General features: G+C 42.2%; 16 protein-coding genes. 10 read left to right on the plus strand and 6 right to left on the minus strand.

The window, feature by feature from the left end:
- Window positions 1-7 precede the first annotated feature (7 nt).
- The 5 genes from RMZ43_RS25985 to RMZ43_RS26005 form a co-directional block, all read right to left on the minus strand.
- On the minus strand, window positions 8-661 hold the full coding sequence (locus RMZ43_RS25985; RefSeq protein WP_322651845.1) for a PIG-L deacetylase family protein: 654 nt from the start codon (window positions 659-661) through the stop codon (window positions 8-10).
- 107 nt (window positions 662-768) lie between these two features.
- Window positions 769-1,629 (minus strand): glucose-1-phosphate cytidylyltransferase, encoded by an 861-nt coding sequence (locus RMZ43_RS25990; protein WP_322652604.1) that lies wholly within the window; start codon window positions 1,627-1,629, stop codon window positions 769-771.
- Between the two features lie 53 nt (window positions 1,630-1,682).
- Entirely contained in the window at window positions 1,683-2,963 is a 1,281-nt protein-coding gene (locus RMZ43_RS25995; RefSeq protein WP_322652603.1) for a class I SAM-dependent methyltransferase, read from the minus strand.
- A 70-nt stretch (window positions 2,964-3,033) separates the two neighbouring features.
- On the minus strand, window positions 3,034-3,585 hold the full coding sequence (gene rfbC, locus RMZ43_RS26000; protein ID WP_322651842.1) for a dTDP-4-dehydrorhamnose 3,5-epimerase: 552 nt from the start codon (window positions 3,583-3,585) through the stop codon (window positions 3,034-3,036).
- Window positions 3,537-4,610, minus strand: a complete 1,074-nt coding sequence (locus tag RMZ43_RS26005; protein WP_322652602.1) for an SDR family oxidoreductase — start codon at window positions 4,608-4,610, stop codon at window positions 3,537-3,539. The genes rfbC and RMZ43_RS26005 overlap by 49 nt, the downstream gene beginning before the upstream one ends.
- 619 nt (window positions 4,611-5,229) lie before the next feature.
- On the opposite strand from RMZ43_RS26005, the gene RMZ43_RS26010 reads away from it, so the two are divergent.
- The 10 genes from RMZ43_RS26010 to RMZ43_RS26055 all read left to right on the plus strand — a co-directional run bounded on the left by RMZ43_RS26010 (window position 5,230) and on the right by RMZ43_RS26055 (window position 20,835).
- Window positions 5,230-7,557, plus strand: a complete 2,328-nt coding sequence (locus tag RMZ43_RS26010) for an NACHT domain-containing protein (RefSeq protein WP_322652601.1) — start codon at window positions 5,230-5,232, stop codon at window positions 7,555-7,557.
- A gap of 694 nt (window positions 7,558-8,251) precedes the next feature.
- A complete protein-coding gene (locus tag RMZ43_RS26015) occupies window positions 8,252-10,306 on the plus strand; it encodes a glycosyltransferase (RefSeq protein WP_322652600.1) in 2,055 nt (684 codons plus the stop codon).
- Window positions 10,307-10,330: 24 nt separating this feature from the next.
- The gene (locus tag RMZ43_RS26020) at window positions 10,331-10,897 is read left to right on the plus strand and encodes a hypothetical protein (RefSeq protein ID WP_322651838.1); all 567 of its coding nucleotides are present in this window, start codon (window positions 10,331-10,333) and stop codon (window positions 10,895-10,897) included.
- Window positions 10,897-12,633, plus strand: a complete 1,737-nt coding sequence (locus RMZ43_RS26025) for an ABC transporter ATP-binding protein (protein ID WP_322652599.1) — start codon at window positions 10,897-10,899, stop codon at window positions 12,631-12,633. Before RMZ43_RS26020 ends, RMZ43_RS26025 begins: the two co-directional genes overlap by 1 nt.
- A gap of 216 nt (window positions 12,634-12,849) precedes the next feature.
- On the plus strand, window positions 12,850-14,037 hold the full coding sequence (locus RMZ43_RS26030) for a hypothetical protein (RefSeq protein WP_322652598.1): 1,188 nt from the start codon (window positions 12,850-12,852) through the stop codon (window positions 14,035-14,037).
- Window positions 14,038-14,047: 10 nt separating this feature from the next.
- Window positions 14,048-15,253 carry a glycosyltransferase gene (locus tag RMZ43_RS26035; protein WP_322652597.1) on the plus strand — a complete coding sequence of 402 codons (1,206 nt, stop codon included), beginning with the start codon at window positions 14,048-14,050 and terminating at the stop codon, window positions 15,251-15,253.
- A 15-nt stretch (window positions 15,254-15,268) separates the two neighbouring features.
- Window positions 15,269-17,047, plus strand: coding sequence for a glycosyltransferase (locus RMZ43_RS26040; protein WP_322652596.1), 1,779 nt, complete (start codon window positions 15,269-15,271; stop codon window positions 17,045-17,047).
- A gap of 113 nt (window positions 17,048-17,160) precedes the next feature.
- Entirely contained in the window at window positions 17,161-18,354 is a 1,194-nt protein-coding gene (locus RMZ43_RS26045; protein ID WP_322652595.1) for a glycosyltransferase, read from the plus strand.
- A 47-nt stretch (window positions 18,355-18,401) separates the two neighbouring features.
- Window positions 18,402-19,640 (plus strand): efflux RND transporter periplasmic adaptor subunit, encoded by a 1,239-nt coding sequence (locus RMZ43_RS26050; protein ID WP_322652594.1) that lies wholly within the window; start codon window positions 18,402-18,404, stop codon window positions 19,638-19,640.
- Window positions 19,641-19,653: 13 nt separating this feature from the next.
- Window positions 19,654-20,835 (plus strand): ABC transporter permease, encoded by a 1,182-nt coding sequence (locus RMZ43_RS26055; protein WP_322652593.1) that lies wholly within the window; start codon window positions 19,654-19,656, stop codon window positions 20,833-20,835.
- Window positions 20,836-21,127: 292 nt separating this feature from the next.
- Here the strand turns inward: RMZ43_RS26055 and RMZ43_RS26060 are convergent, their stop codons facing one another.
- On the minus strand, window positions 21,128-25,366 hold the full coding sequence (locus tag RMZ43_RS26060; protein ID WP_322652592.1) for a ribosome assembly protein 4: 4,239 nt from the start codon (window positions 25,364-25,366) through the stop codon (window positions 21,128-21,130).
- Window positions 25,367-25,391 lie beyond the last annotated feature (25 nt).

A 25,391-nucleotide genomic window follows, 5' to 3' on the forward strand; every position in this document is an offset into this window, starting at 1 on the left:
ATTCGAGCTAAAAAACTATTTTGCGACAATAAAAAGCTTCTGCATATTTATTGGGTGAATTAGATTCAACTCCTCGCAGCCTTAAAATTGATAAAAAGGTTTCTTCTGTAAACCATTGTTTATTATTTTGCGACGGAAAGCTCTCAATAATATATTGAATTTTATTTTGGCAAATTTCTTTACTTAAATTAACGAAGAAGTTAGGATTTCCCATATCACCATCATATTTAGGTATTTCATATTCTAAAATTAAATTGTTTCTAAATGTATTCCAAGTAAATTCGGAAATTAAGCGATGATCTTGATGCAAATCTTGGCGATAATGAGTAAAAATTAAATCAGGACTGTATTCTCGTTTTAATTCCTCGAAAAAGTGTTTAATTTCAATTCCTATGAAAGGGAAAAATCCATCTTTAAATTGTTTAACTACTATATTTTTTATATGTGTATTTTTTAGAAATCTATTAGCGCTGTTATAAGCTTCCTCTTCTCTTTGTAAGTTTGAACTAAATACAACCCAATAAAACATAATATTTGGGTAAGTTTCTACCAATTTTAATATCGTACCTCCGCAACCAATTTCTATGTCATCACAATGTGCTCCTAAACATAAAACTTTATAGTCGAAGTTTTTTTTATCCTCGAAAGTAAATTTTAGCATATTGCTGATTTTTGTTTTTTAGAGAATAATTTATTTGAGATAGTTATTTTAAATAATAGTTACAGTAGATATCCTTACTAAATATCTACTATAAAATATATTGGTATTTAACTATTAGCCAAACTAATTGGTACCGAATCATTAGTAAATTGATAATTTCGGCTATATTCCAAGTATTTTGCCTTCCTTTCAAGAAGATTCCATACTGCCCAAGGAGCATTACCTTGGCAATACATATCATCTAACTGCTGCTGCTCTTTGAAGGTATCCATGCACGCCCAAAAACCGTTGTATTTATAAGCTACTAGTTCTTTTATTTTAATTAGTCTTTGAAATGGTTCAAGTACTAATTCTTCGCCGGATTCAATATATTTAAAAATGTCTTTGTTAAATACAAAGAAACCGCCATTTATCCTAATACCAGCTTGCTGCACACTTTGGATATCATTTACTAGACCATTTTCTTGTGTTGAAACTAAATGGAAACTTTGCGATGGTTTGACACACAGGAAGCTGGCTATTTTCTTATGTCTATAAAAATCTTCAATTAAGTCAGGTAGGTGTAAATCTGTTAATCCGTCGCTATAATTGGCTAAAAAGACCTCTTCCCCGTCTAAGTATTTTTCAACTGCTTTGAACCTTTGACCTATATTTGAAGTCAAGCCTGTATCAACAAAAGTAATATTCCAATCTTCAATATCACTATTTACCAATTGAATTTTTCTGCCTCCCTCCTGTAAAGTAAAATCGTTTGAAACACACTCATCATAATTGAGAAAATAATTTTTGATCACATCTGCTTTGTAACCAAGACACAAAATAAAATCTTTGTGTCCATAATGAGCATAGTATTTCATCACATGCCACAATATTGGTCTGTAGCCAATATGAACCATTGGTTTAGGAATATTGCTGGATAATTCTCTTAATCTTGTTCCTAAACCACCGCAAAATAAAACTACTTTCATGGTAATATCCTTTGGTATTGATAAATCAGATTAAATTCAAGTTGCTTTCTTGCTCAAGAATAGACATTGACTTCAGGAATCGGGACGACAAATTTTCCACCCCAATCACGTACATAAGACATCTGGGACATGACTTCATTTTTCAGATTCCAAGGTAAAATCAACAGATAATCTGGCTTAGTTTCTTGAATCTTATTTGGATGGAAGATTGGGATATGAGTTCCTGGTAAAAATTTACCTTGTTTGAAGGGATTTCGGTCTACAGTGTAACTAAGGAAATCTTCTCTAATTGCACAATAATTCAAGAGAGTGTTACCTTTACCAGGAGCGCCGTAACCAACGATTGACTTTTTTTGCCGTTTAGCTGCAATCAAAAATTCCAAAAGTTGAAACTTGGTTTCTTTGACTTTTTCAGCAAAAGAAAAATAACTTTCTATGTTGCTAAATCCTGCTGCTTCTTCTCTTGCCCTTAATTCTTTTACCTGCTGAGTGATAGATTTAGAACTATCGTCTACATGGCAAGCATAAATTCTCAGAGAACCACCATGTGTGGACAGCTCTTCTACATCAAAGATATTTAAATTATGAGTAGCAAAAATCTTTTCTACTGTGAGTAAGGATAAGTAAGAAAAGTGTTCGTGATAAATAGTATCAAATTGGTTTCCCTCTATTAGTCGCATTAAATGGGGAAACTCCATAGTAATGACACCTTCAGGCTTAAGTAAAATTTTACAACCTGCGACAAAATCGTTGATATCAGGTACATGAGCAAGCACATTGTTACCGATTAATAAATCTGCTTGCTTACCATTAGCAGCTAATTCATCTGCTGTGTTTTGTCCAAAGAATTTGACAGTTGTAGGAATGCCTTTTGCGATCGCTACCTCAGCGACATTAGCTGCTGGTTCTATACCCAGGACAGGTATTTCGTTTGCTACAAAGTATTGTAATAAGTAACCATCGTTACTAGCTATTTCTACTACTTGGCTTGAAGAGTTAAGTCCAAAGCGAGCTGTTACTTTTTCGGTATAATTTTTTGCGTGTTGTAGCCAAGAATCAGAGTAAGACGAAAAATAGGCATAGTGGCTGAAGATATCTTGCGGACTGACATATTCTTGAAGTTGAACTAAAAAACAGCGATCGCACACGTAGACATGCAATGGATAAAAGGGTTCCATTTGGTTTAGCTGTTCAGCTGTCACGTAACTTTCACACAATGGTGACATTCCCAAATCTACAAAGGTGTGCTTTAACTTTGTCCCACAGAATCGACAGCCACAAAGATTCACATTTGTACCATTTTGTACAGAGGGTTGCAAAGTTGTCGTAGTCATTTGTTAGCTCCCACACTGTTATATGTAACTTAATAGAGGTATATGAAAACCCTTACACCCTCACGTCTGCTTAGACGGGGGTAGAGTCTAAAACAGATTCAAACGAAGGCCAGCTTGTATCTTTCTCAGAAATTTCACTTACAGGTAAAGGCCATTCAATCTCAAAAGCTGGATCGTCATAGGGCAAGCCACACTGGTAATCTGGCGCATAGAATTCACTCATCTGATAGACAACTTCAGCCGCATCAGTTAGCGTCTGATAACCATGAGCAAACATCTCAGGCACATATAAAGCTCTACGGTTTTCGGCTGATAGCTCAACACCAAGATGTAACTTGTATGTAGGAGATTCAGGGCGCAAGTCGATGATTACATCATAAATAGCGCCATGAGTACAACGAACCAACTTTACCTCGGTTGCTGGAGTAACTTGATAATGCATACCCCGCAGAGTACCCTTTTTGTGGTTGAAGGCTAGATTGCATTGTGCAATTGTTGGCTTTAAACCGTGAGCCAAAAACTCCTGGGCGCAAAAAGTACGAGCAAAGAAGCCACGAGGATCTTGCCGTTGCTCTATGTCAATAACGAATGCACCTTTGAGTGCAGTTTCTGTGAATAGCATGACTGATCCCAGAAGAAATTTTGATCTATTTGCTGAGTACGAATCAGATATTCCAGCTGTTTCAAACGAGTGAATCCTTTAAATAAAAAAGTGGATTCTGACATATCGATAGCAGTAAACACATCGAACAACTGCTGCGTGCCTTTAACTGCATTCCACTCACACTTAAATCCCGGTAGCCTGGTGTTAATCTTCTCGAAAGAAACCCGATAGCTGCGGTTATCAGCACTAGTGTCACCAAAAGAAAGCTGGCATCCAGTAAAAACTTCAGCTACTATCTGGGCAATTTCTTTGACTTTATAGTTGCTAGCGGTGTCACCCACATTGAAAATTTGGTTGTGAATAATGTCGCGCGAGGCTTCTAGCGTACATACAATTGCTTTGCAAATGTCTAGCAAATGAACTAGCGGCCGCCAAGGAGTACCGTCGCTTGTCATCTTAATTTCTTTAGTCGTCCATGCCAGCCCAGACAGGTTATTTAACACAATATCAAAACGCATTCTGGGAGATGCGCCGTAGGCGGTGGCATTCCGCAAAAAGGTAGGAGAGAAACTATCGTCAGCTAACAACTTAACATCTCGCTCTACCAAGGTTTTACATTCAGCGTATGCCGTTTGGGGGTTGACAGAAGACTCCTCCGTAACATAGTCATCTGTACCAATGCCATAAACACTGCACGAAGACGTATAGATAAAGCGACGCACACCGGCTGCTTTAGCTAGTTGAGCAAGTTGAACTGAGCCTTGATGGTTAATTTCATAAGTCACATCAGGACGTAACTGTCCAGCGGGATCGTTAGAGAGTTCAGCTAAATGAATGACTGCCTCAACACCCTGTAAATCTTCAACTGTGATGTGGCGGATATCTTTATTAAGAGTTTTGGCTGTGAGTTCGGTACCGTTGTACAGCCAACCAACTTTATAGAATCCTGTGTCAACCCCAATAACTTCATGACCATGTTCTATCAAGATTGGGGCTAATAAAGAACCGATATAGCCTTCAGTTCCAGTTACCAGTATTTTCATAGATTAGATGTCAAATCCTGATAGATATAGCTTGGTTTTGTAAAAAACCTTTGTTAACTTAATTACAAAACCATTTCCTCAAGACGAGCTATCTCGCACGAAGAACCGCTTACAAAACTGTCTCGATTGTGCCTAATGTTGTGGTACTAGCACAATTCCTTTACATAAATTCCAGTCTGTAATAAATGTGTTTGCGATCGCGTCTAAGAAAATGTATGACTTAATGTATCACTTATCTTATTTAACTTTTTCCTACTTTTCCTACTTTTCCTACTTTTCCTACTTTTGTTACTTTTCCTACTTTTGTTACATTTTAACAGTAATTAAAATCACAAAAAACTCGCAACCATTACTCTCTCTAAAGATAAATAAGCCATAAGGGGGAAGAAAACTTTAAATTAAGTTAGGTAATTTTAAAAACCAGTAACAAAACTAATATGAATAATACGTGTTCTTACACTAATTACACTTTTTTCTGAGCTACTTTTATTTTCTATACTATTCAAAATAATTTTATTAAAGTCAAACTTTAAAGTAAAATTATTACAAACTTAAAGGATAAACAATTAATTCCTGATATGGTTTTTTAAGTTAATAACTGGAGATTCAAAACAGGTTTATGGCACGACGTTCGTTGAAAGCATCTACTGTAGGTATTGAAAAAGCAAAAAGGGCTTTTAAAATCAGAGAGTGGACGCAAGAGTATTTAGCTAGTGAGGTAGGACTTGAAACTCGCCAGTCAATCTGGAAGTTTTTCACAGGCAAACCGATAGACCGACAGAATTTCATGGAGATTTGCTTCCAACTTGGTTTAGATTGGCAAGACATTGCTCAACTACCCGATCAGAAGTTACTGACAGAAGGCAACCAAGGATGGCAAAACTGCCAGGATGTGGAAAGCTTAGTGCAAATGTTGCGATCGCGTCTAAGTAATAAAATTCAATCCCAATGTGCTACTACGCGATTATTAGATATTGCTCAACCAATTCAATTAGAAAAAATTTATGTCAGCACGAATATTCTGAATAATATTACAAGTCGAAGATGGTTAGATATCCTTGATCTACAAGAGTTAATTCCAGAAGAGTTAAACTGTTCTGGTTTAAATCAAGTTGATCAAGAACGATTATCTGCAATACAGGCAGTTATTACCTATCCTAAACTAATGGTACTAGGTAAACCAGGATCTGGTAAAACCACATTTTTACAGCATATTGCCATTCAATGCAATCAAGGCAAATTACTATCAGACCGGATACCTATTTTTATTCGTTTGAAAAACTTTGCTGAGGATGCAAAAAAAACCGGGACTCATAGTTTATTTAACTATATTCGTCAAGAGCTTGCGGACTGCGGTGCTTCAGATCAAGAAATCCAAACATTACTGGTTGATGGTAGAATGTTAATTCTGCTGGATGGCTTAGATGAAATTCCAGAAGATAATAATGTTAAAATCATCAGTGAAATAGATACTTTTACTGAAAAGTATTATAGAAATCAGTCTATTATTACATGTCGGATTGGTTATCAATATTATCAGTTTGAGGGATTTAGCGATGTTGAAATTGCTGATTTTGACTCTTCCCAGATTGAGGCTTTTGTCCAAAATTGGTTTGTCAACGTTAGCAAAAATTCCCTAGAAAAAGGAAAAGCTTTAGCTTGTGAGTTCGTGCAAAAATTACAGTTGTTGGAGAATCAACAAATTCGAGAAATAGCCGTAAGGCCACTTTTGCTTAACCTAATTTGTTGTGTATTTCAAGCCCGCTCAGACTTTCCAGTTAGAAGGGTTGAACTTTATAAGCAAGGGTTAGACATTTTGCTCAATCGCTGGGATAAAGTGAGGAACATTAAACGAAATGAAATTTATGTTCATTTGTCTTTACCTCATAAGCTTGAACTGTTGAGTCAAATTGCTGCTATTACTTTTAAGCAAGGTAATTACTTTTTCACACAAAGTAATGTCCAGCAATACATTACGGACTATCTCATGAAGCAAACTGAGCCAGAGGTACTGCAACTCAGCAGTGAAGCAGTGCTAAAATTGCTTGAGACAGATGGACTACTGATAGAGCAAGCACGGGGGATTTACTCATTCTCGCATATAGCATTTCAGCAGTATTTAACAGCAAAAAATATTGTTACTAGTCCCAATCCACAAATATTAGAAAAAAAAATAATTGAGTTGGTTAGCCATTTGAGTGAAGCACGTTGGCACAAAATCTTTTTATTAACTGCTGGCATCTTGGATAATCCCACTTGTCTGTTGCAATTAATGAAGCAACATATTGATCAGCTTGTCAGCTTTGATAAGCAATTGCAAAAGTTCTTCAACTGGCTCAACCATAAGTCTCTTTCAGTTCAGTCTACCCACAAAAGAGTAAGTGTTCGTGCCTTTTATTTGACACTAGAACTTCTCGACGACCTGAACTTGACTAACGACTTAGCTTTTTCTCTTGGTATCGATCTCAGGCTTACTAGCAATCTTACTCCTGATTTAGCTCTAGATATAGCTCTCCAGTTTGCCCTTCGTTTAAGCCTTGCTCTTCCTTACGAGCAGACTTTAGATCGAGTTTTGGCTTTAAGGTTTGCTCTCCCTGATAACGGAACTGTTGCTTGTAACCCTGAGTTACAGCATTCTTTGCAAAAACTCAAAGAGCAATTACCGACTCCATTTCAAGGCAGAGAAAAGTTAAAAGAATGGTGGAGTGCTAACGGTCAGACTTGGGCTAATGAATTGAGACTGGTGATAGTTCGGTCTCGCAATATTGGTCATCAGTGGCAATTTAGCGAGCAGCATAAAGAAATACTCAAGCAGTACTACACTGCCAACTATTTATTGGTAGATTGCCTCAAGAGTACTTGTAAAGTAACTCCCACCGTAACAGAGGATATTTTGGTAACGTTATTGTTACCCGCCCCTAAAATATTCATGAGATACAACATATAGCGGTTTATGAATCACAGTAAGTAGATCGGCGTAAATAATTATTGTTGCAATAAGGTAGGGAGCAGGGAGAGAAAGAGTTTGAGCCTTATTTACTTCTATTTACATAGTTTGGTTTTATTGCACTGACTTACTAACAGTTTTGGAACTATCCCTTTCAAGACAAGTATATGTCAATACTTTTCGGTACTTTTCGGTTAAGGGGGAAAGGGTTTGAATTTACCTTTCCCCTTTGCCCTTTAACCTTTCCCCAGACCAAAAGAGAGATTATTGAGTTTATCCGAAAAGTATTGAAGTATATGTAGTATCAAATTTTTTGTAGCATTTCGTCTTTAGGTTGAAATTGAAGGCTGAATCTATCTATTCAAGCGCAAATTTTTGAACTGACTCAGCAACTGGCGTTGCTGAGTCAGAATATTTTTACCCAAATGTCTGACCAAATGGATACAAAACTAGACTGAAACTATACGTTAATTTATACATTTTCGTAAACGCGATCGCAAACGCACTTCTGACAAACTTTAATTATTACAAGACTGTTAACTAATAGCGATTGTGGTGGTACTAACGCAAAAATATGCTGCAAATGCGTTACTGAGCTAAGTGTGTGTGTTTCCCTTTTTAAGTAAACTCGACGTAGTGTTTCAGCAGCAATGAAATAAACTTGCAGTGAATTGTCGGGGGTAATTTGCAAAATTTGACTTCAACACCTTCTGGCTTCTGTGCTGAACCACTTGTCAAAGGCGAGGTAGTCACAGTAAAAGGTAAGTTTTTCTTTATTAAAGATAAAAAGTTTTTTCTTAAAGGAGTTAGTTACGGCCCATTCTCCATTGGTAGCCACGGTGAGTCGTTTCCAGAAAAATCAGTTGTGGAAAAAGATTTCGCTATGATGGCAGAAATGGGGACTAACTGCCTGCGTACCTATACTGTTCCACCTGATTGGCTTTTGGATCTAGCTGCAATCTATGGTCTTAGGCTGTTAATTGGTATACCTTGGTCTCAGCATATCGCCTTCCTCGACTCTTCTGCTGTGAAAGGAGAAATCCGTAACTGCATTACTCAAGGAGTTAAAGTTTGCCGGGATCATCCCGCCACCTTTGCCTATTTGGTGGGCAATGAGATTCCTCCAGATATTGTCCGATGGCATGGAGCAAAACCAGTTCGGGCTTTTATTAAAGAGTTAATGGAGGTAGCAAAATTTAGTGATCCCGGAGGTTTAGTAAGTTATGCTAATTATCCTTGTACTGAGTATTTAAATATTGACTTTACTGATTTCTCGTGCTTTAACGTTTACCTGCATCGAGAACAAGATTTTCGCCGCTACCTCTCTCGGCTTCATAACCTTGCCGAGGATAAACCTCTAGTACTGAGTGAGTTTGGCGTTGACTCGATGCGTGAAGGAACCCAAGCCCAAGCCGAAATTCTCTCTCAAAAGCTGTCATCTAGTTTTGAGATGGGAGCAGCAGGAACGATCATCTTTTCTTGGACGGATGAGTGGTTTACCGGCGGATATGCCATACAGGACTGGGCTTTTGGTGTAGTTGATGCCGAACGCCTTAAGAAACCAGCTTTCCATACGGTACAGCAGTATTACACAGCGCCTTTGCCGCCACTGCTACCTGAGTATCCTAAAGTTTCAGTGATTGTATGTGCTTACAATGCTGAACGCACGATGGACAGTTGTTTAGCTTCTCTCAAAGAACTAAACTATCCCAACTATGAAGTCATTGTAGTTAATGATGGATCGAGCGATCGCACTCTCGAAATTACTCAGCGTTACGACTATGTACGCCTAATTAGTCAAGAAAACAAGGGATTAAGTGTCGCCCGCAATGTTGGGATGGTTGCCGCAACTGGCGAAATTGTCGCCTATACCGATTCTGATTGTATGGCAGATCCAGACTGGCTCACCTACCTGGTTGCCAAGTTTCTCTCCTCTGATGTCGCTGCTGTAGGCGGGCCAAACTTATCTCCCCCGGAGGACTCTCTCGTTCCCGCTTGCGTTGCTGTCTCTCCCGGTGTACCTACCCACATACTTTTGAATGATGAGGTAGCCGAACATATTGCTGGTTGCAACATGGCTTTTCGTCGGGAGGTTCTACAAGAAATTAACGGCTTTAACCCGATATTTCGCACTGCTGGTGATGATGTCGATATCTGCTGGCGGCTGCAAGATAAAGGTTACATCATTGGTTTTAGCCCGGCTGCAATCGTATGGCATTTTCGCCGTAACACAGTAGCTGCCTATCTCAAACAGCAGCAAGGCTATGGAAAGGCAGAAGCACTCGTTTATTTTCAGCATCCCTACCGCTTTAACCTTTTGGGGCAGCCCTCTTGGTTGGGGAGAATCTACGGAGATTTATCTACATTTCTTCGTATTGGTCAACCAGTTATCTATTCTGGGGTGTTTGGTCGGGGTCTGTTTCAAACCTTGTACGAGCCTTCCTCATCTCTCATTTCTTACCTTCCACTAACACTAGAGTGGAATGTCGCAGCTTTGATCCTATTTGTGTCTGCGCTTTTATCTGGCGATCGCCCGTGGTTGAGTGCAGCAATGTTCCTTATCTCTTTTACCTGGTGTGTAGCTGGTGCTATACAAGCGCGGATTGATTCTCGTTTCCTCAAAAGAAGGGCACGGTTGCTTGTGGCGCTACTGATTTATCTGGGGCCGCTTGTACGTAGTATAGAGCGCTATAAATGGCGGATCAAAGAACTCAAGAAAGCCGAGCCGATAAAGCTTGATGAACTGTAAATAAAAATGGAAGCCTCTAAAAAAATGACTCAAACACTAACTCAAGCAGATTTAATTCAGTTTGATTCGCCAGCCCACAAAGTAAATATTTCCTGGCGCGATCGCGCTTATGAGTTGTCCTATTGGACAGAAGCAGGAATAGAGAAGGAGAACTTGCTGCAAAAGGTAATGGATTTACTCTTGCCTTGCAAGTATTTCATTGCAATGGATCAAGGCTGGAGCGACTGGGATTTAGAAATTTATCAGGGGATTTGGTCAAAAGTTCAGCTGAAAGTATGTACTGAAAATCATGGGGGTAACAAAAGAGTTTTGAGAGTGCGGTGTGCCTTGAGAATGTCACAGTTAGCCATTATGGCTATGATTGCCTATTGCCTGTTCACAATTGTGGCGATCGTTCTGGGAATGCCAGAAGTAGCAACAGTCACAATTGCAGTAAGTATACTCAACGCCACCGTCATCTTATATCAGAACTTTCAGTTGGGACGTATTCTCTACCAAGTACTGGAGATTATTGCTAAAAGAGTGTACTTACTACCAATACAAGCCACGGGTAATAAGTCTGCCCCGCAAAGTGCAATATTACAGCCATAATGACTACCGCAAAGTTCGCTATAGATTTGAAGATATATCGGCGGTTGCTGCTTCAAGTAAAACCCTACTGGTTTCACATTGTGGGTACTTTTGTGCTTGACTTGCTGTCAACTCCCCTCGCCTTGCTTACCCCACTGCCGTTAAAGATTGTTGTTGACAACGTTATCGGCTCTCAACCGCTCCCTAGCTTCTTGGATGCACTCCTCCCAGCGACCTTGACGCGTTCCAAAACTACTTTACTGATATTCGCTGCCAGCTTCGTGATATTCATTGCCTTACTGCGTCCACTCCTTGGGCTGGCAAGTTCGTTACTGCGAACGTATACAAGTGAAAAGATGGTTTTGGACTTCCGGGCCCGCCTTTTGCATCACGCTCAATGCGTTTCACTTTCTTACCATGATTCCGTAGGCACATTCGACTCTACATACCGCATCCAATACGATGCTCCTGCCATTCAATGGACAACGATTGATGGCATTGTACCGTTATTTATTACAGGTTTGTGGCTCGTTGGCATGTTCTATGTCACTGCCCTGATTGACTGGCAGCTAGCTCTGATTGCACTGTTAGTTTCACCCTTTTTGTTTTTAGTGACGCGGATCTCAAGTGGTAGCTTACGTACTCAGTGGCTTGACTATCAAAAGTTTGAAAGTTTGGCAATGTCAGTTGTCCAGGAGGTATTGGGAGCCGTTCGTGTTGTCAAGGCTTTTGGTCGGGAGGAGCGCGAACGAGAACGCTTTGTCAGCAACTTTAGCAAAGCCATTTGGATACGTATGCGCGTCGTCGCCATCCAAAATTTTGTCAGTTCCCTGATCAATGTGATAACTGCTGTAGGGTATGCTGTCATCCTTTACATGGGTGTCCGACACGTCCAAACGGGTATTTTAACTTTAGGTGAGCTACTTGTAGTAGAGGCTTATATTATACAGCTATATGGGCCCTTGCAATCTATCGGTAATCAAGTCACAGGGCTACAGCGATCGCTAGCTAGTGCCGAGCGAGCTTTTTTGCTTCTCGATCAAGCACCAGATGTAGTTGAGAGCAAACAGGCTCAACCGATTTCTCGTGCTTTAGGCGCTGTCAGCTTCCATAATGTTTCCTTTGCCTTTGACAACCACCAAGTTTTGCGGGGCATCTCCTTTGAAATTCCGGCTGGAACCCACTTAGGCATTGCTGGCAGAACAGGCGCGGGTAAGACAACCCTGGTAAACCTGCTGATGCGGTTCTTCGATCCTACCAATGGAAAGATTTTGCTTGATGGCGTTGACTTACGCGACTACAAATTAGCCGATCTCCGCAACCAGTTTGCGATCGTTTTACAAGAGCCTGTACTGTTTTCGACTAGTATTGCCGAAAATATTGCATACGCTAAACCTGATGCGAGCGATCGCGAAATTATTGCCGCAGCCAAAGCAGCCAACGCCCACGATTTCATCTCCAAACTACCGCAAGGTTACGAAACTCAAGTCGGCGAACGCGGTATGTGCCTCTCAGGTGGCGAACGTCAGCGAATTTCCCTGGCCCGTGCCTTCCTCAAAGATGCTCCCATCTTGATCCTTGACGAACCCACCAGTTCCGTCGATACCAAAACCGAAACTGCAATTATGGAAGCAATGGAACGTCTTGTATACGGACGCACCACCTTTATGATTGCCCACCGCCTGAGTACCCTAGAGATTTGCGATTTGCGGATGGAAATCGAAGACGGACGACTCATCAATTTAATAGCTGCATAATCGTGAGTGTTGAGTCAATCAATTTTGGATTTTAGATTAGGAAAATATTTCAATCTAAAATCGGCAATCCAAAATCTAAAATTTTTCTGCCTCCTTACATTACTAGTACAGGTCGGCGGAAATAAACCACCCATTCCAAATGAATAAAACACTTACGCTGTATTCATTTTTAATTTTTAATTTTTAATTCCGCCTTGCGGTACTAGGTAGCTACCAATGTCTTCACAACTTCGCATCATCGTCACAGGACTCGTCGGCTTGTATCCAGTCGGTGGGGTAGCGTGGGATTATCTCCAGTACGTCATCGGACTGGCGCGGTTGGGGCATGACGTATACTATCACGAAGACACTTGGAGTTGGCCATATCATCCCCTCGAAAAAACCTATACCTCAGACGCTAGCTACTCAACGCAATACATTCAAGATTTCTGGGAGCAGTACGCGCCAGAACTAAAAAAGCGGTGGCATTACCTGCACTTGCATTCAACCAGCTTCGGCATGAACCGAGCAGAATTCGACGAAGTAGCACGGACAGCTGATGTATTTCTAAATGTTAGTGGATCGTGCATAATTCCCGATCGCCTCTCGTCGCGGTGCGTAAAAATCTTCCTCGACACCGATCCTGGCTACAACCAACTCATGCTTAGTGAGCGCTTTGCTTGGTCAGAGAACGTTGAGCGATGGTGCGATTCAGTAGCAGCCCACGACCGACACTTTACCTATGCAGAGAACATCCACAACGCAGATTGCCTCATCCCCAAGGTAGATTTTGCATGGCAAACAACGCGGATGCCAGTTGTGATGGATTTGTGGGAGCGTGTCGCCTGCGTTCCACCGCCCCAAATGGGAGCGTGGACGACGATCATGACTTGGAACGCCTTCAAAGGAAAGTTAGTTTACAAAGGTGTAGAGTATAACAGCAAAGGCAGTGAGTTTGAGAAATTGCTGACTTTGCCTCAACGCACAAGTGTACCTCTCTCTGTGGCAGTAGGTGGTGTGAAAGCTCCCTTAATGGAGATAGCAAGTGCAGGGTGGAAAGTAGTGGATGGGCCTAGCGCAACATTAACTCCAGAAAGTTATCAGAAATTTATCGCTAACTCACGAGGTGAACTTTCCCCAGCTAAACACGTATACGTAGCGATGGCTAGTGGTTGGTTTAGTTGCCGTTCCGCTTGCTACTTGGCTGCTGCTCGTCCTGTAGTTGTTCAGGATACTGGCTTTAGTGCCATCCTGCCTGTAGGAGAGGGGATTTTGACATTCACAACACAGGAAGAAGCGATCGCAGCTATCCATGAAGTCGAGGCAAATTATACATGGCACACAAAAGCGGCACGTAACATTGCCCACGAGTATTTCGACTCGAATTTAGTACTCAGCCAACTACTTAATGCAGCGCTATCTTGAGGAGGTCGTCATGACTAACCTACCTTTTAACATTACCAGCACCCCAACCAATTCCGATCCGGTCAACCGTCTGCGGATTATTGTGCTTGGCTACATCGTGCGCGGCCCTATAGGTGGCATGGCTTGGAGCGATTTGCACTACCTTTTAGGTCTTGCCAGCTTGGGACACGATGTCTACTTCGTTGAGGATAGCGACGACTACCCCTCTTGCTATGACCCAGTTAGAGGTGTGATGGATACAGATCCAACCTACGGGCTGGAATTTGCAACGCGCATTTTTGCCAAAGTCGGACTAGGCGATCACTGGGCGTATTACGATGCTCACACATCATCTTGGTATGGCCCCTGCGCTCACAATATCCTAAGCGTCTGTGCTACCGCCGATGTCGTTTTGAACTTTTCCGGTGTGAATCCTCTGCGCCCTTGGCTGATGGAGATCCCAGCACGGGCATTCATCGATAAAGATCCAGTTTTTACCCAGATTCGCCACTTAACCGATCCCGCAGCTCTAAATTTAGCCAAGCAACACACAGCTTTCTTAACCTTTGGAGAAAATATTGAGTGCAATCTCTCCACCATCCCTAATGATGGACTACCTTGGCAAGCTACGCGCCATCCCATCTTTTTAGATGCTTGGCCTGCCATACTAGGAGTTGAGGAAGGGAAGTTTACCACTGTCATGCTCTGGGACAGTTACCCAGCCCGTGAATACAATGGGCAACATTACGGCATGAAGTCTGACTCTTTTCAGCCTTACTTAGATTTACCCCAGAAGACGGAATCTATATTTGAGTTGGCGTTAGGTAGCCCAACAGCACCGCGATCGCTACTTGCTAGTAAAGGCTGGATACTACAAGATCCCCACGAGACGACATTAGCCCCTTCGACTTATCAGCACTACATTCAACAGTCCAAAGCAGAGTTCACCGTCGCTAAACATGGCTATGTAATTAGTCGCAGTGGTTGGTTTAGTGAGCGGAGTGCTGCTTACCTCGCCAGTGGTCGCCCAGTACTCGTTCAAGAAACAGGCTTTTCTGACTGGTTGCATCAGACAGGATATGGCGTTGTTCCATTCAATACGCTTGAAGAAGCACTGGCGGGAATCGAAGAAATTAACAGCCGCTACAAGTTCCACTGTCAAGCAGCTAGAGAAATTGCCGAAGAGTACTTTGATGCCCGTAAAGTGCTAACCCAACTCCTCAATTGCATAATTTAAGGAGGAAGATTTCAGATGAGTAATTCTGTTCCCCCTACAATCAGCGTCATTATATGCACGTATAACAGACACTCAAACCTACAAAAGGCAATTGATTCTGTTTTGAAGCAAGACGAGCAAGACTTTGAACTGATCATTATTGATGATGGTAGTGATGAACCAGTAGAGGTACATCATCATACGTCTATACGTTTAATCCGAACTGAGCATCATGGTATAGGATCTGCCCGTTCTGAAGGATTAAATGCTGCTAGGGGTACATTCGTCGCCTACTGTGATGATGATGACGAATGGAAACCGAATCATCTAAGTATACTTTTGCAGTACTTGAGAGAGAACCCAGATATCAGCCTCGTGTACGGTGATTCTGAATGGGTGCAAGCAGGCGTGTCACCGTCCCCAGTCGCTTACTCATTTGTGTATGACGGCACACTTCTGGGTTATGGAAATTACATCTTTGCTATTGATGTCATGCACCGAAGAAGTGCGGCACTTGAAGTAGGGGGTTTTGACTCATCATTACAAGCCTATGAAGATTGGGATTTGTGGTTGCGAATGAGTCAGGTGCATTTACTCCGGCATATTCCAGTGGCGATCACATCTCATCACTGGCATCAAAATTGTGTGTCAGCAGGAAATTGCTGGCAAGAATGGGAAAAAGTCTATTGGAATCACCAGCACAGATTAGCCAAAGCGGGGGCTGCTGCTCAACATGATTTAATACCTGACGCTGCCGAAATTGCTGCTTTTGATCCCAGTACTTGGCAGCCAGGACGGAAGGAATTAATCTGGCACTCGATACTACGTCCAAATGAAGGTTATGGTTCTGTGGGGCGACAACTGCTGAAAGCTGTTGCTAATCAAGGTGTTGATATTACAATTGCACCAACAAAAAATCAAGCGCCAAAAGGCTTTGAAAACTTTTTTAAACCTCTGGATCGCTGGAGTAGAATTGGCTTTTACTATCACTATGCTGTTTGTCCCAGTGTTCTGCAATGCGATCGCATCGTCAATTATTGCATGTGGGAATCTACTTTAGTTCCCAAAGATTTTGTTGAGGAAATCAACAAATCTGTAACATTACAATATGTCCCTTGCCAGCAGAACGTAGAGAGCTTTTTGGAATGTGGTGTCCGCGTTCCAATTAAAGTTCTGCACCACGGAGTTGCTCCACAACAGTTTCCTTTACTGAATCGCTGTCACTCAGAAATTTTCACTTTTGGAACCTTCGGTGACTTCAGTCCTAGAAAAGGAATAGATGTGTTAGTGCGTGCATTTCAAGACGAATTTTCTCCTAAAGAATCAGTACGCTTACTGATGAAGAGTTCGGCAAAAGCGGCGGCTTATGAAGTAAATGATCCCCGCATAAAATTCATTTCCGGCTTTATGAATCAAGAGGCGTTATTAAAGTTTTTACAGGAGCTTGATATATTCATTCTCCCGTCCCGTGGAGAGGGATTTGGTCTTTGTGGTTTAGAGGCAATGTCTACGGGTTTACCATTGATCGCGACAAACTGGAGTGGCCCTTCTGAATACCTCGATCCTGAAGATAGCTTTTTACTAAAGTATCATCTCGTAGATGCACAAGGCATCGAATCAAATCGCGTTCGCTACTTCGGTTTGTGGGCAGAACCTGATTATGAACACCTCCGCTATCTAATGCGGTGGGTGTACGAACATCCAAATGAGGCTGCTGTGGCGGGGCAAAAAGCAGCACGGCGAGTTCATTCAAACTGGACGTGGGAGCGTATTGCAAAACAAATGTGTGCTGATTTTGACCAAATTGCTAGTTGATAATATGGTTAACTTTGAATATAAAACGAACCGCAAAGTATGCGAAGTCCTCAAAGGGATAAGAGTTTGAGAGATTTACATAAGTCTTACATATTTAATTACTTAGTATAAAAATGTCTAAAGAAAAAGTGACTGTTGCAATTCCTACATACAATCGGGCGGGGTTACTTCAGGGCTGTATCGAAAGTGTGTTAGCTCAAGACTATGCAGATTTAAGGTTGTTGGTATTAGATAATGCCTCCGATGACGATACTGAGATGGTTGTGCGATCGCTTGCAAAAGAAGACCAGCGAATTACATATATCAGGCACGAAACAAATATTGGTTTCGCCAGAAATTGGAACCGCATCATTGAAGTGAATCAGAGTCCATATCTAACCATAGTGCCGGACGACGATTTGATTCTCCCTGGTTTTATCCGTGAATCCGTTCAAGCTTTGGATGAACATCCCAGCGCTGGGTTTTCTCTAGCGTTGCCTAAATTCATGGATGACAATGGCACGATCCTGCCTCAAAAACAAGACGTTGGAGATATGCCCGATGGCTTAATCAACGGCTTGGAGTATATCGACTTATGTATTGCCTGGCGCGGTTGTTCTATTTATACTGCTACTACAATGATGCGGGCTGCTGCACTTTTTGAAGTCGGCTCGTTTGATAGTCCACACTCCTGGAACACGATTGACTCAAACCTATCCTTTAGGCTAGCGGCGCGTTTTGACATTGTTTTCTTGAATAAGGAACTTGCCCAAATTCGCGCTCATCCAGGACAGATATCAGATAACCCTTGGCAGAAGTTTGCGGTACTAGCAGAGTCCATCGATGCGATCGCTTACCTTCTCCAATCTGAGCGGGCTGCTGATGCAACCTATCGTCAGCAACTAGCAGAGCGCTTGCTAGCTTTGAATGCCAGAAAAAGTGAGTCGATACACCACCTTGTACCGCACCTCTATTGGAGTTGGGCAGAACGATTAGAACTAGCAGTAGAAGACATAACTGCACTGATTCCCCCAGGAAATAGTTTCATTCTAGTTGACCAAAATCAGTGGGGACAGCCATTAGCAGATCGTCATGCTATACCTTTCCTGGAACGAGATGGACAGTATTGGGGGCCACCAACAGACGACGAGATGGCAATTTCAGAACTAGAGCGATCGCGTTCCTTTGGAGCTAGCTTCATCGTTTTTGGATGGCCAGCCTTTTGGTGGCTGTATCACTATGACGCGTTGCATCGCTATCTGCGCTCCAATTTTCGCTGTGTACTAAAAAATAGCCGCCTCGTTGCCTTCGATTTACGGCAGTATTAGCTGTCCTCACTTGTCGTTAACTGCAAACTCACACTGGGACAAGTTTCATGATCTGGAAATATGAAAAAAATAAGTTCAAGATTGCAGGTCGATGGCTAGCCTGGTCAGGAGTTTTGGCTGTCGTCGGTGTGGGTGGTTTGACATACTTTTTAGTTCTCAATCAACCTCCTGAGCCAATAGCAGTAAGCTTACTCACCGTGGAGCGAGGTAATGTTGAAACCACAATCAATGAGACTGGTACTGTTGAGTTGGAAGAACAACGGATCTTGAAATCGCCAAAAGAGGGTGCAGTGGAACGAGTAATGGTAAAACCTGGTGACAGGGTAAAGCTTGGTCAAGTGCTGCTCACCCTGCGCTACCCTGAGCGAAAAATTGCTCTTACCAATCAGCAGTTGCAAATTCAACAAGAGCAACTCAACCTAGCACGTAGTCGCCAGAAAATTGTTGAAGCCCAAGAACGATTAACAGCCGAGGAACAACAACTCCAGAGGCTTGCTCCCCTAGTGCGTGAAGGAGCTATTGCCCAACAACAAGCCCAAGCGCAAGAAGATACAGTGCGCGTTGCTCGGTCTAGTTTGCGAGATACTCAAGCAGAGGCACGTACAACGGCTCTCAAAATTCAGAGTTTGCAATTGGAGCGTCAACTTATTCAGCAGCAACTCCAGGATAATATTGTAACTGCACCATTAAATGGCGTAGTTTTGGGTGTGAATGTAGAGGATGGTGATGGAGTAGAGTTGCGTACCAACCTGCTTACCTTGGGCGATCCCAGCAAAGTATTGGTGAAACTCCAGCTTTCTACTCTCAACGCTGCTCAAGTTCAAGTTAACCAACTTGCCCGCGTTAATGCGATCGGGCCTAATGCCAAAACATTCACTGGACATGTACAAAGCCTGTATCCTCAAGCACTCACATCTGAAGCTCAGAAACCAGAGGGAGGCGGTCAAAATCAATCAGATCAACCAACTGTACCCGCAACCATTCGGCTTGATACCCCTACTCGTACACTGCTCCCTGGTAGTAGGGTAAATGTCGAGGTTGTGTTGCAGCAACGGCAGAACGTAGTAGTTTTGAAGACGGATGCTATTGTGCGATCGCAACCACATCCCTTTGTGTGGGTTCGGGATAACCAAAATCAAGCCCAAAAACGCACTATTAACCTGGGATTGGAAGGGTTAATGACTGTAGAAGTAACCTCTGGTTTGCAACCTGGCGAACAGGTCATACTACCGCCTGTTGAGTCGCAACTCAAGCCAGGGCTGCCAGTTAAGGCAAGTGAAAAGTAACGGCACGACTATTATGGCTCTTTCAGCTTTTGACTTATTAAATATTACCTTTCACTCCTTAGGTAGGAACCCCTTGCGTTCTGCTTTGACTATTCTGGGGGTATTTATGGGTGTGGCTGCTGTCAGCGCTACGCTTCAGGTTCGTACTATTAGCCGGGCTGCGATCGCCCAACAATTGGCAAAACGAGGCGCACCTCAAGTTTCAGTTTATCCAAACTGGGATTCTGGTGGTCAAAGTACCTCACTCAAGTTGGAAGACATGGAATTCTTACGACAGCGAATGGTAGGCTTACAGGCGATCAGTTCTTTTAATTGGGCTGGTTCTACGCCAACTGTTTTTCGAGACAAGGAGTTTACTCCATCCATGTCACCTGTTTCCCAAGATTTTTTGCTAACTTCAGGGAAATCATTGCTGTCGGGACGGTTTTTCACATCTGAAGATTTTGCCAACTACCGTCCGGTGATAGTAATCGATCAATTGCTGGCAGAACAGCTTTTCCAAAAGCAGGAACCTGTGGGGCAGCTGATTTATGCTGGGCAAAGACCTTATATCGTCGTTGGGGTGGTAGCGACTAGTTTAAATGAAGATGCGCCCCCGGCGGGTCAACTGTATGTGCCGATGTCTATTTACAACGCTTTGACGGGTAGCCGAGACATTGGGAGCATCCAAATGCGCCCTTATTCACTTGAAGATGTGGAAGAGTTAAGCCACCAAGCAGAGGAATTGCTTCTACAAAGATTTCCAGGTTACAAATTTAAATTTTGGAATAATGTATCAGATATCATACAGCAGCAGAAAACTCTAGAGATGGCTTCTCAAGGTCTAACAGCAGTAGGAGCGATCGCGCTATTAGTTGGCGGTGTTGGGATTGCAAATATTATGATTGCCTCAGTAACTGAACGAACTGCTGAAATAGGTTTGAGACGGGCGGTGGGTGCAACCCAACGAGAAATCATGCTGCAATTTATTCTAGAGGCGATGCTTTTAAGTTTAATAGGAGGGACAGCAGGGTTGGGAGTGGTGCATGGATTGACAGTTGTGGTTACTGATACCTTTAGTTTGCCCTATGAGTTTGATAGCAAAATTGCAGTGCTAGCACTGGGGTCAGCGCTAGTGGTAGGGGTGGGAGCTAGTTTGCTTCCCGCGGTGCGGGCCAGCCAAATCGACCCAGTAAAAGCCCTACGTTTAGAATAGACCTTCCCTATTACGGTTGGGGAGTAAGACTCAAAACCTCTCCCCTCTTAGGCTACGGTGTACACACAAGTCGAATTACCCCCCTCAATCCCCCCGATGTATTGGGGGGAAGCCGAAAATCTAGTTCCCTCCCCTTTACAAGGGGAGGGTTAGGGTGGGGTAAAAACCAGCCTTTTAAACTACTTCAGACTTGTGTGTACACCGTAGCCCCTCTTAGGGGAGGGTTTGGAGAGAGGTCATAAACTTATTTTTACAAAAGTGAGATGACTTCATTTTTTTGCACAATATCTCACTAATTCTGTAACTTCTTAAGCTCTGCTTCTGTAAACGGATTCTTCCCCGCGCGTAAATCTTTTACCCAGCGCTGCCGTTGTGCTTTACTATCTTTATCTCCAGGCTGGGCGATGTATGCTTCAAAGTCCTCAATCGCCCCTTGATAGTTGCCTGTCAGCGCTCTAGCCAAGCCACGACTATCACGAATATTGCCATCTTTAGGTGCAAGTGCAACGGCTTTTTCACAGGCTGGTAACACATCAGCAGCTTGTTTTTGCAGACTACCGTCCCAGCATAGTGTATTCCAAGAATCAGCAGGAACTTCGGCTTTTGGATCGAGCTTGAGAGCTTCGGTATAAGCAGCTAGGGCTTCCTTAAACTTTTTCTCTTGTAAGCGGCTGTTCCCTTCATCAACTAAACGTTCAACCTTACCTTGATTCGCCAACTCTTTCGCTCTGGACTGTGAATCAAACTTTAATGTATTATCCCACTGCTGTGCTTTGCCAAACTTTTCAACAGCGCCATCAATATCATCAACTCGCGCTAACTTCTCACCTTGGATGACTAACACTGTTGCCCCCAACACCAAGCGAGATGGAGTTTGGCATGATTGCAACTCTTCTAACACTTCTGGATGGATAACTAGGTAATTATTCAACAAGTTGCAACCACTGTGTAATAAATTATCGAAATCCAAATCCCATAAAATCACGGTCTTGTCACCACTGCCAGAAGCCAGTGTCTTGCCATCGGGGCTGAATCCGACGCTATAGACCGGACTGCTATGCCCAGTCAGGGTTTTGATGGCTTTGCCTGTGCTGACATCCCAGAGTTTGATCGTGTTGTCTAAACTGCCAGAAGCCAGTGTCTTGCCATCGGGGCTGAATCCGACGCTAAAGACCCTACTGCTATGCCCTTCTAAGGTATTAACCTCGATCGCACGATTTTCTTTCTTCTCATTTGGCTTTAAGTTAACCGCTTGCTGTAAAGTTGTCACAGTTTGCATTAGGGTATCGCTTCTGTTATGTGCCCAAAGTGTATGCTTGAGTTTGCTACCTGCCTTTAAGGCTGCTATTAAAGCATCTGGGTATTGTTCAGAGACAGCAAAGGCTTCAGAAGAATTATTGATGGCGTTAATTTGATTAACATTTGCCTCTACTGCCCACTGGAATGTTGCTGCTGCTAAAACAGCAAATCCTAAACCTGCGGTTATGGAACCAAAAAGGGCGCGTTTGAAAACACGATTAAGTTTTACTTCACTTTGTTTTCTTTGTTCTCGTTCTTTTTCCAGTTCTGCCATTACCTGCTTTAACTTCGGTTCCTGTTGCTGGCGGATAAAGGCGGCGATGTAGTCATGTACCAGTTGATAACGGTCGGCGGGGTTTTCTGGTAGCAAAACCACTAAGCCAGATTGGACAAAAATTTCTAATATTAAATCTAATTTACTGATTTCAGAAGCTTGTTCCGCCCTAGTTTCTGATCCCCCCGCCTGCGGCGACCCCCTTAAAAAGGGGGTTGAAAGAATAAAGCCCCCCTTTTTTAGAATGGTTGGGGGGATCTCCGAGAAATACGGCATTAAATCGCGTTCTAATTCAGCGCGAGTCTTGAGTGGGCGAGTTCCTTTTTCATCGGTCAGCAAATACAGTAATATGTCTGCTGCTTGCTGATTTTCTTCACCGCAATCATGAACAACTTCATTTAAATAACGCTTAACCAATTCGTCTTTAGTGCCACGCTGCCGATATTCTGCCAGAGTTATAATATTCTCCGTTTGCAGTTGTGCCCCTACAACCTGCAACTCAATGGGACGAACTTCACCCAATTCTCCGGCTAAATCTTGCACCAGTTGTTCAACTAAAGCAGGTTCTAAGCGAAAACTAGTATTTTCGGTTAAACGCTGAATAATTGATTTTGTATCAGCAGGTGAGAAGTTCCCCAATTTGTAAAGCACATTATTACTGAGAATGTCATTGCCAATAATCTTGAGACTGGGCAAATCATTGCACTCTAGCAAGTAATGAATGTAATCTACCCGCAGCGATAAGATAACTTTCACCGATAGAACATTCAGACACTCTCCCAGAAACTCAAAGAATTGCTTCCTTTGTGCAGGTTCGGTGTAAACAAAGAAAAATTCCTCAAATTGATCGAAAATTAGGACTGTGCGGAGGTTATGCTGTTCGTTTTCTTTGAGTCTGGATATCAAATATTGCGTAGTTCCGAGTTTTGAGGCTGAACGTTGACCTTCTGAGGGTGAAAGTTGACCTTCTGAGGGTGAAAGTTGACCTTCTGAAGCTCGACGTTGACCTTCTGAGGGTGAAAGTTGACCTTCTGAAGCTCGACGTTGACCTTCTGAGGGTGAAAGTTGACCTTTTGAGGCTCGACGTTGACCTTCTGAGGGTGAAAGTTGACCTTCTGAGGCTCGACGTTGACCTTCTGAGGCTCGACGTTGACCTTCCGAAGCTGAAAGTTGACCTTCCGAAGCTGAAAGTTGAGGTTCTAACTCTCCCCATTCCCCACTTCCTCCCAAAAGCCTCCCCAATTCTTCCACCCAGTTGGTATAAACACGCATTATCACGGGTAAATAATCTTGAACACCGATCGCTTTATTCTTTAAAGCTGGTACTAATCCCGCATTCACTAGAGAACTTTTGCCGACACCCGATTGCCCATGAATTACTATCAACTTATAATCAGGGCGACCCATGCGTTCAATTAAACGTTCTACATCCAATAGGCGACCAGATGCAGCAATTTCTGGGGCAATATTTCCTTGGGGAGAGTTTGAGCGCAATGTCTCTACAAATGCCTGTTTTGTAGCTTCTAATTTACCCGCACCAATAAAAGCCCGCAAACCAAATTGCTGTTCAATAGAAAGCCGTTCCTGTTTGATTTTGTATGCTTTGAGATATTCTTTTTGTTTAAAGTAAAGCTGCTGCAAAAACCTGAGAATATCCAAGTAAAGTCTGACATCTTCTAAGGGATTACCAACATTACTAGCATTTTCTAAGCTGAGAGTTGCCTGTTTAATTTCACCTGAATGGTATTGAGAACGACCTAAAATAAACTGATATAAGCTTAAATCTTTTGATTTTAAATCTCTTTCGGGAATATCAGATAAAATTCCTGATGTATTTGCTGATTCCAGATTGGGAATCGTAGAAAAAACCTTTAAGGCTTGCTGAACTAATTGATTTGCTTTTACCCAGTCTTTTTGAGCTAAAGCCATCTCAGCTAAAAAACCGTAATCCTTAGCTAATTCTCTTAGCTGGTTGTTATTTTGATGGATTACTAGAGCATTTTCTGTAAGGCTCTGCAAGGTTTCCCACTTTTGCAAGTCTCGCAAGATATCACCGAACTTAACTACTGCATTAGCAATTAAATCTGGATTTCGGAACTGGTTAATAAAATTTATATACTCTTGAATATAATGCCAAGTAGCTTGCCAATCTGGATGATTGATATCTTGATGTTTAAAAGCTTTTAAATAATAGCAAAAGCCAATGTCACCGAGGATTTTTGCCTGTCGTTCTAAATTTTTATTTTCCTGCCAAAGCTTTAAAGCTTTGTGATAATACTCTAACGCTGAATCTTTTTGATTATTTATCTGTTTGATAAAACCTAACAAAGATTCTAAATCAGCTTGAATTTCTAAATTATAAACATCGGGCTTTTTAAGTAAATATCTTTGCGCCGATTCTAACTCATTCTCCAATTTAATATATACATCGGCGCTAAAGTTTAAGTTATTACTAAACCATTTATTAGCCGTTTCGATAATAAAATCTACTAATTCTTGCGTTGATATGGCAAAATCTCTCGTAGTTGCCCAACTTTCTAAATCTGGCGCAAGCTGTATTAGTTGCTTGTAGATTTCATCGTCAATCCACAACACTAAAGGAAAAGCAAAATTCTTGCGAAACTCTTCCCGCACCTGATTGGCAGAAGTTAACATCACAGACAAATTCTGCACTGATTCTAAACCCACAACCATCACACAGGCTGGTATTTCTGCGCCAAATTCTTCCTGAACCGCAGTATAAAGAGTTTTGTTAGATTGCTGCACTGCCAAGACACGAATTTCAACTTGACAAATTTCTTGCAATCTGGAGATTAAGCGATCGCGCAAGCTAGCATAATTACACCGTGCCAATATCAGCTTAAACTGTCCCACGGAGGATTCGATCGCCCAAGCTAATTGTTTCAGAGAGCGATTGCTGTTTACATGGTCATCTTGTGATGGTTGCAAGTCTGTCATAAGTCATAAGCTGACGTAAATCTAA

This window comes from Nostoc sp. CmiVER01 (assembly GCF_034531135.2).
In the GTDB taxonomy this organism is placed as follows: domain Bacteria; phylum Cyanobacteriota; class Cyanobacteriia; order Cyanobacteriales; family Nostocaceae; genus Nostoc.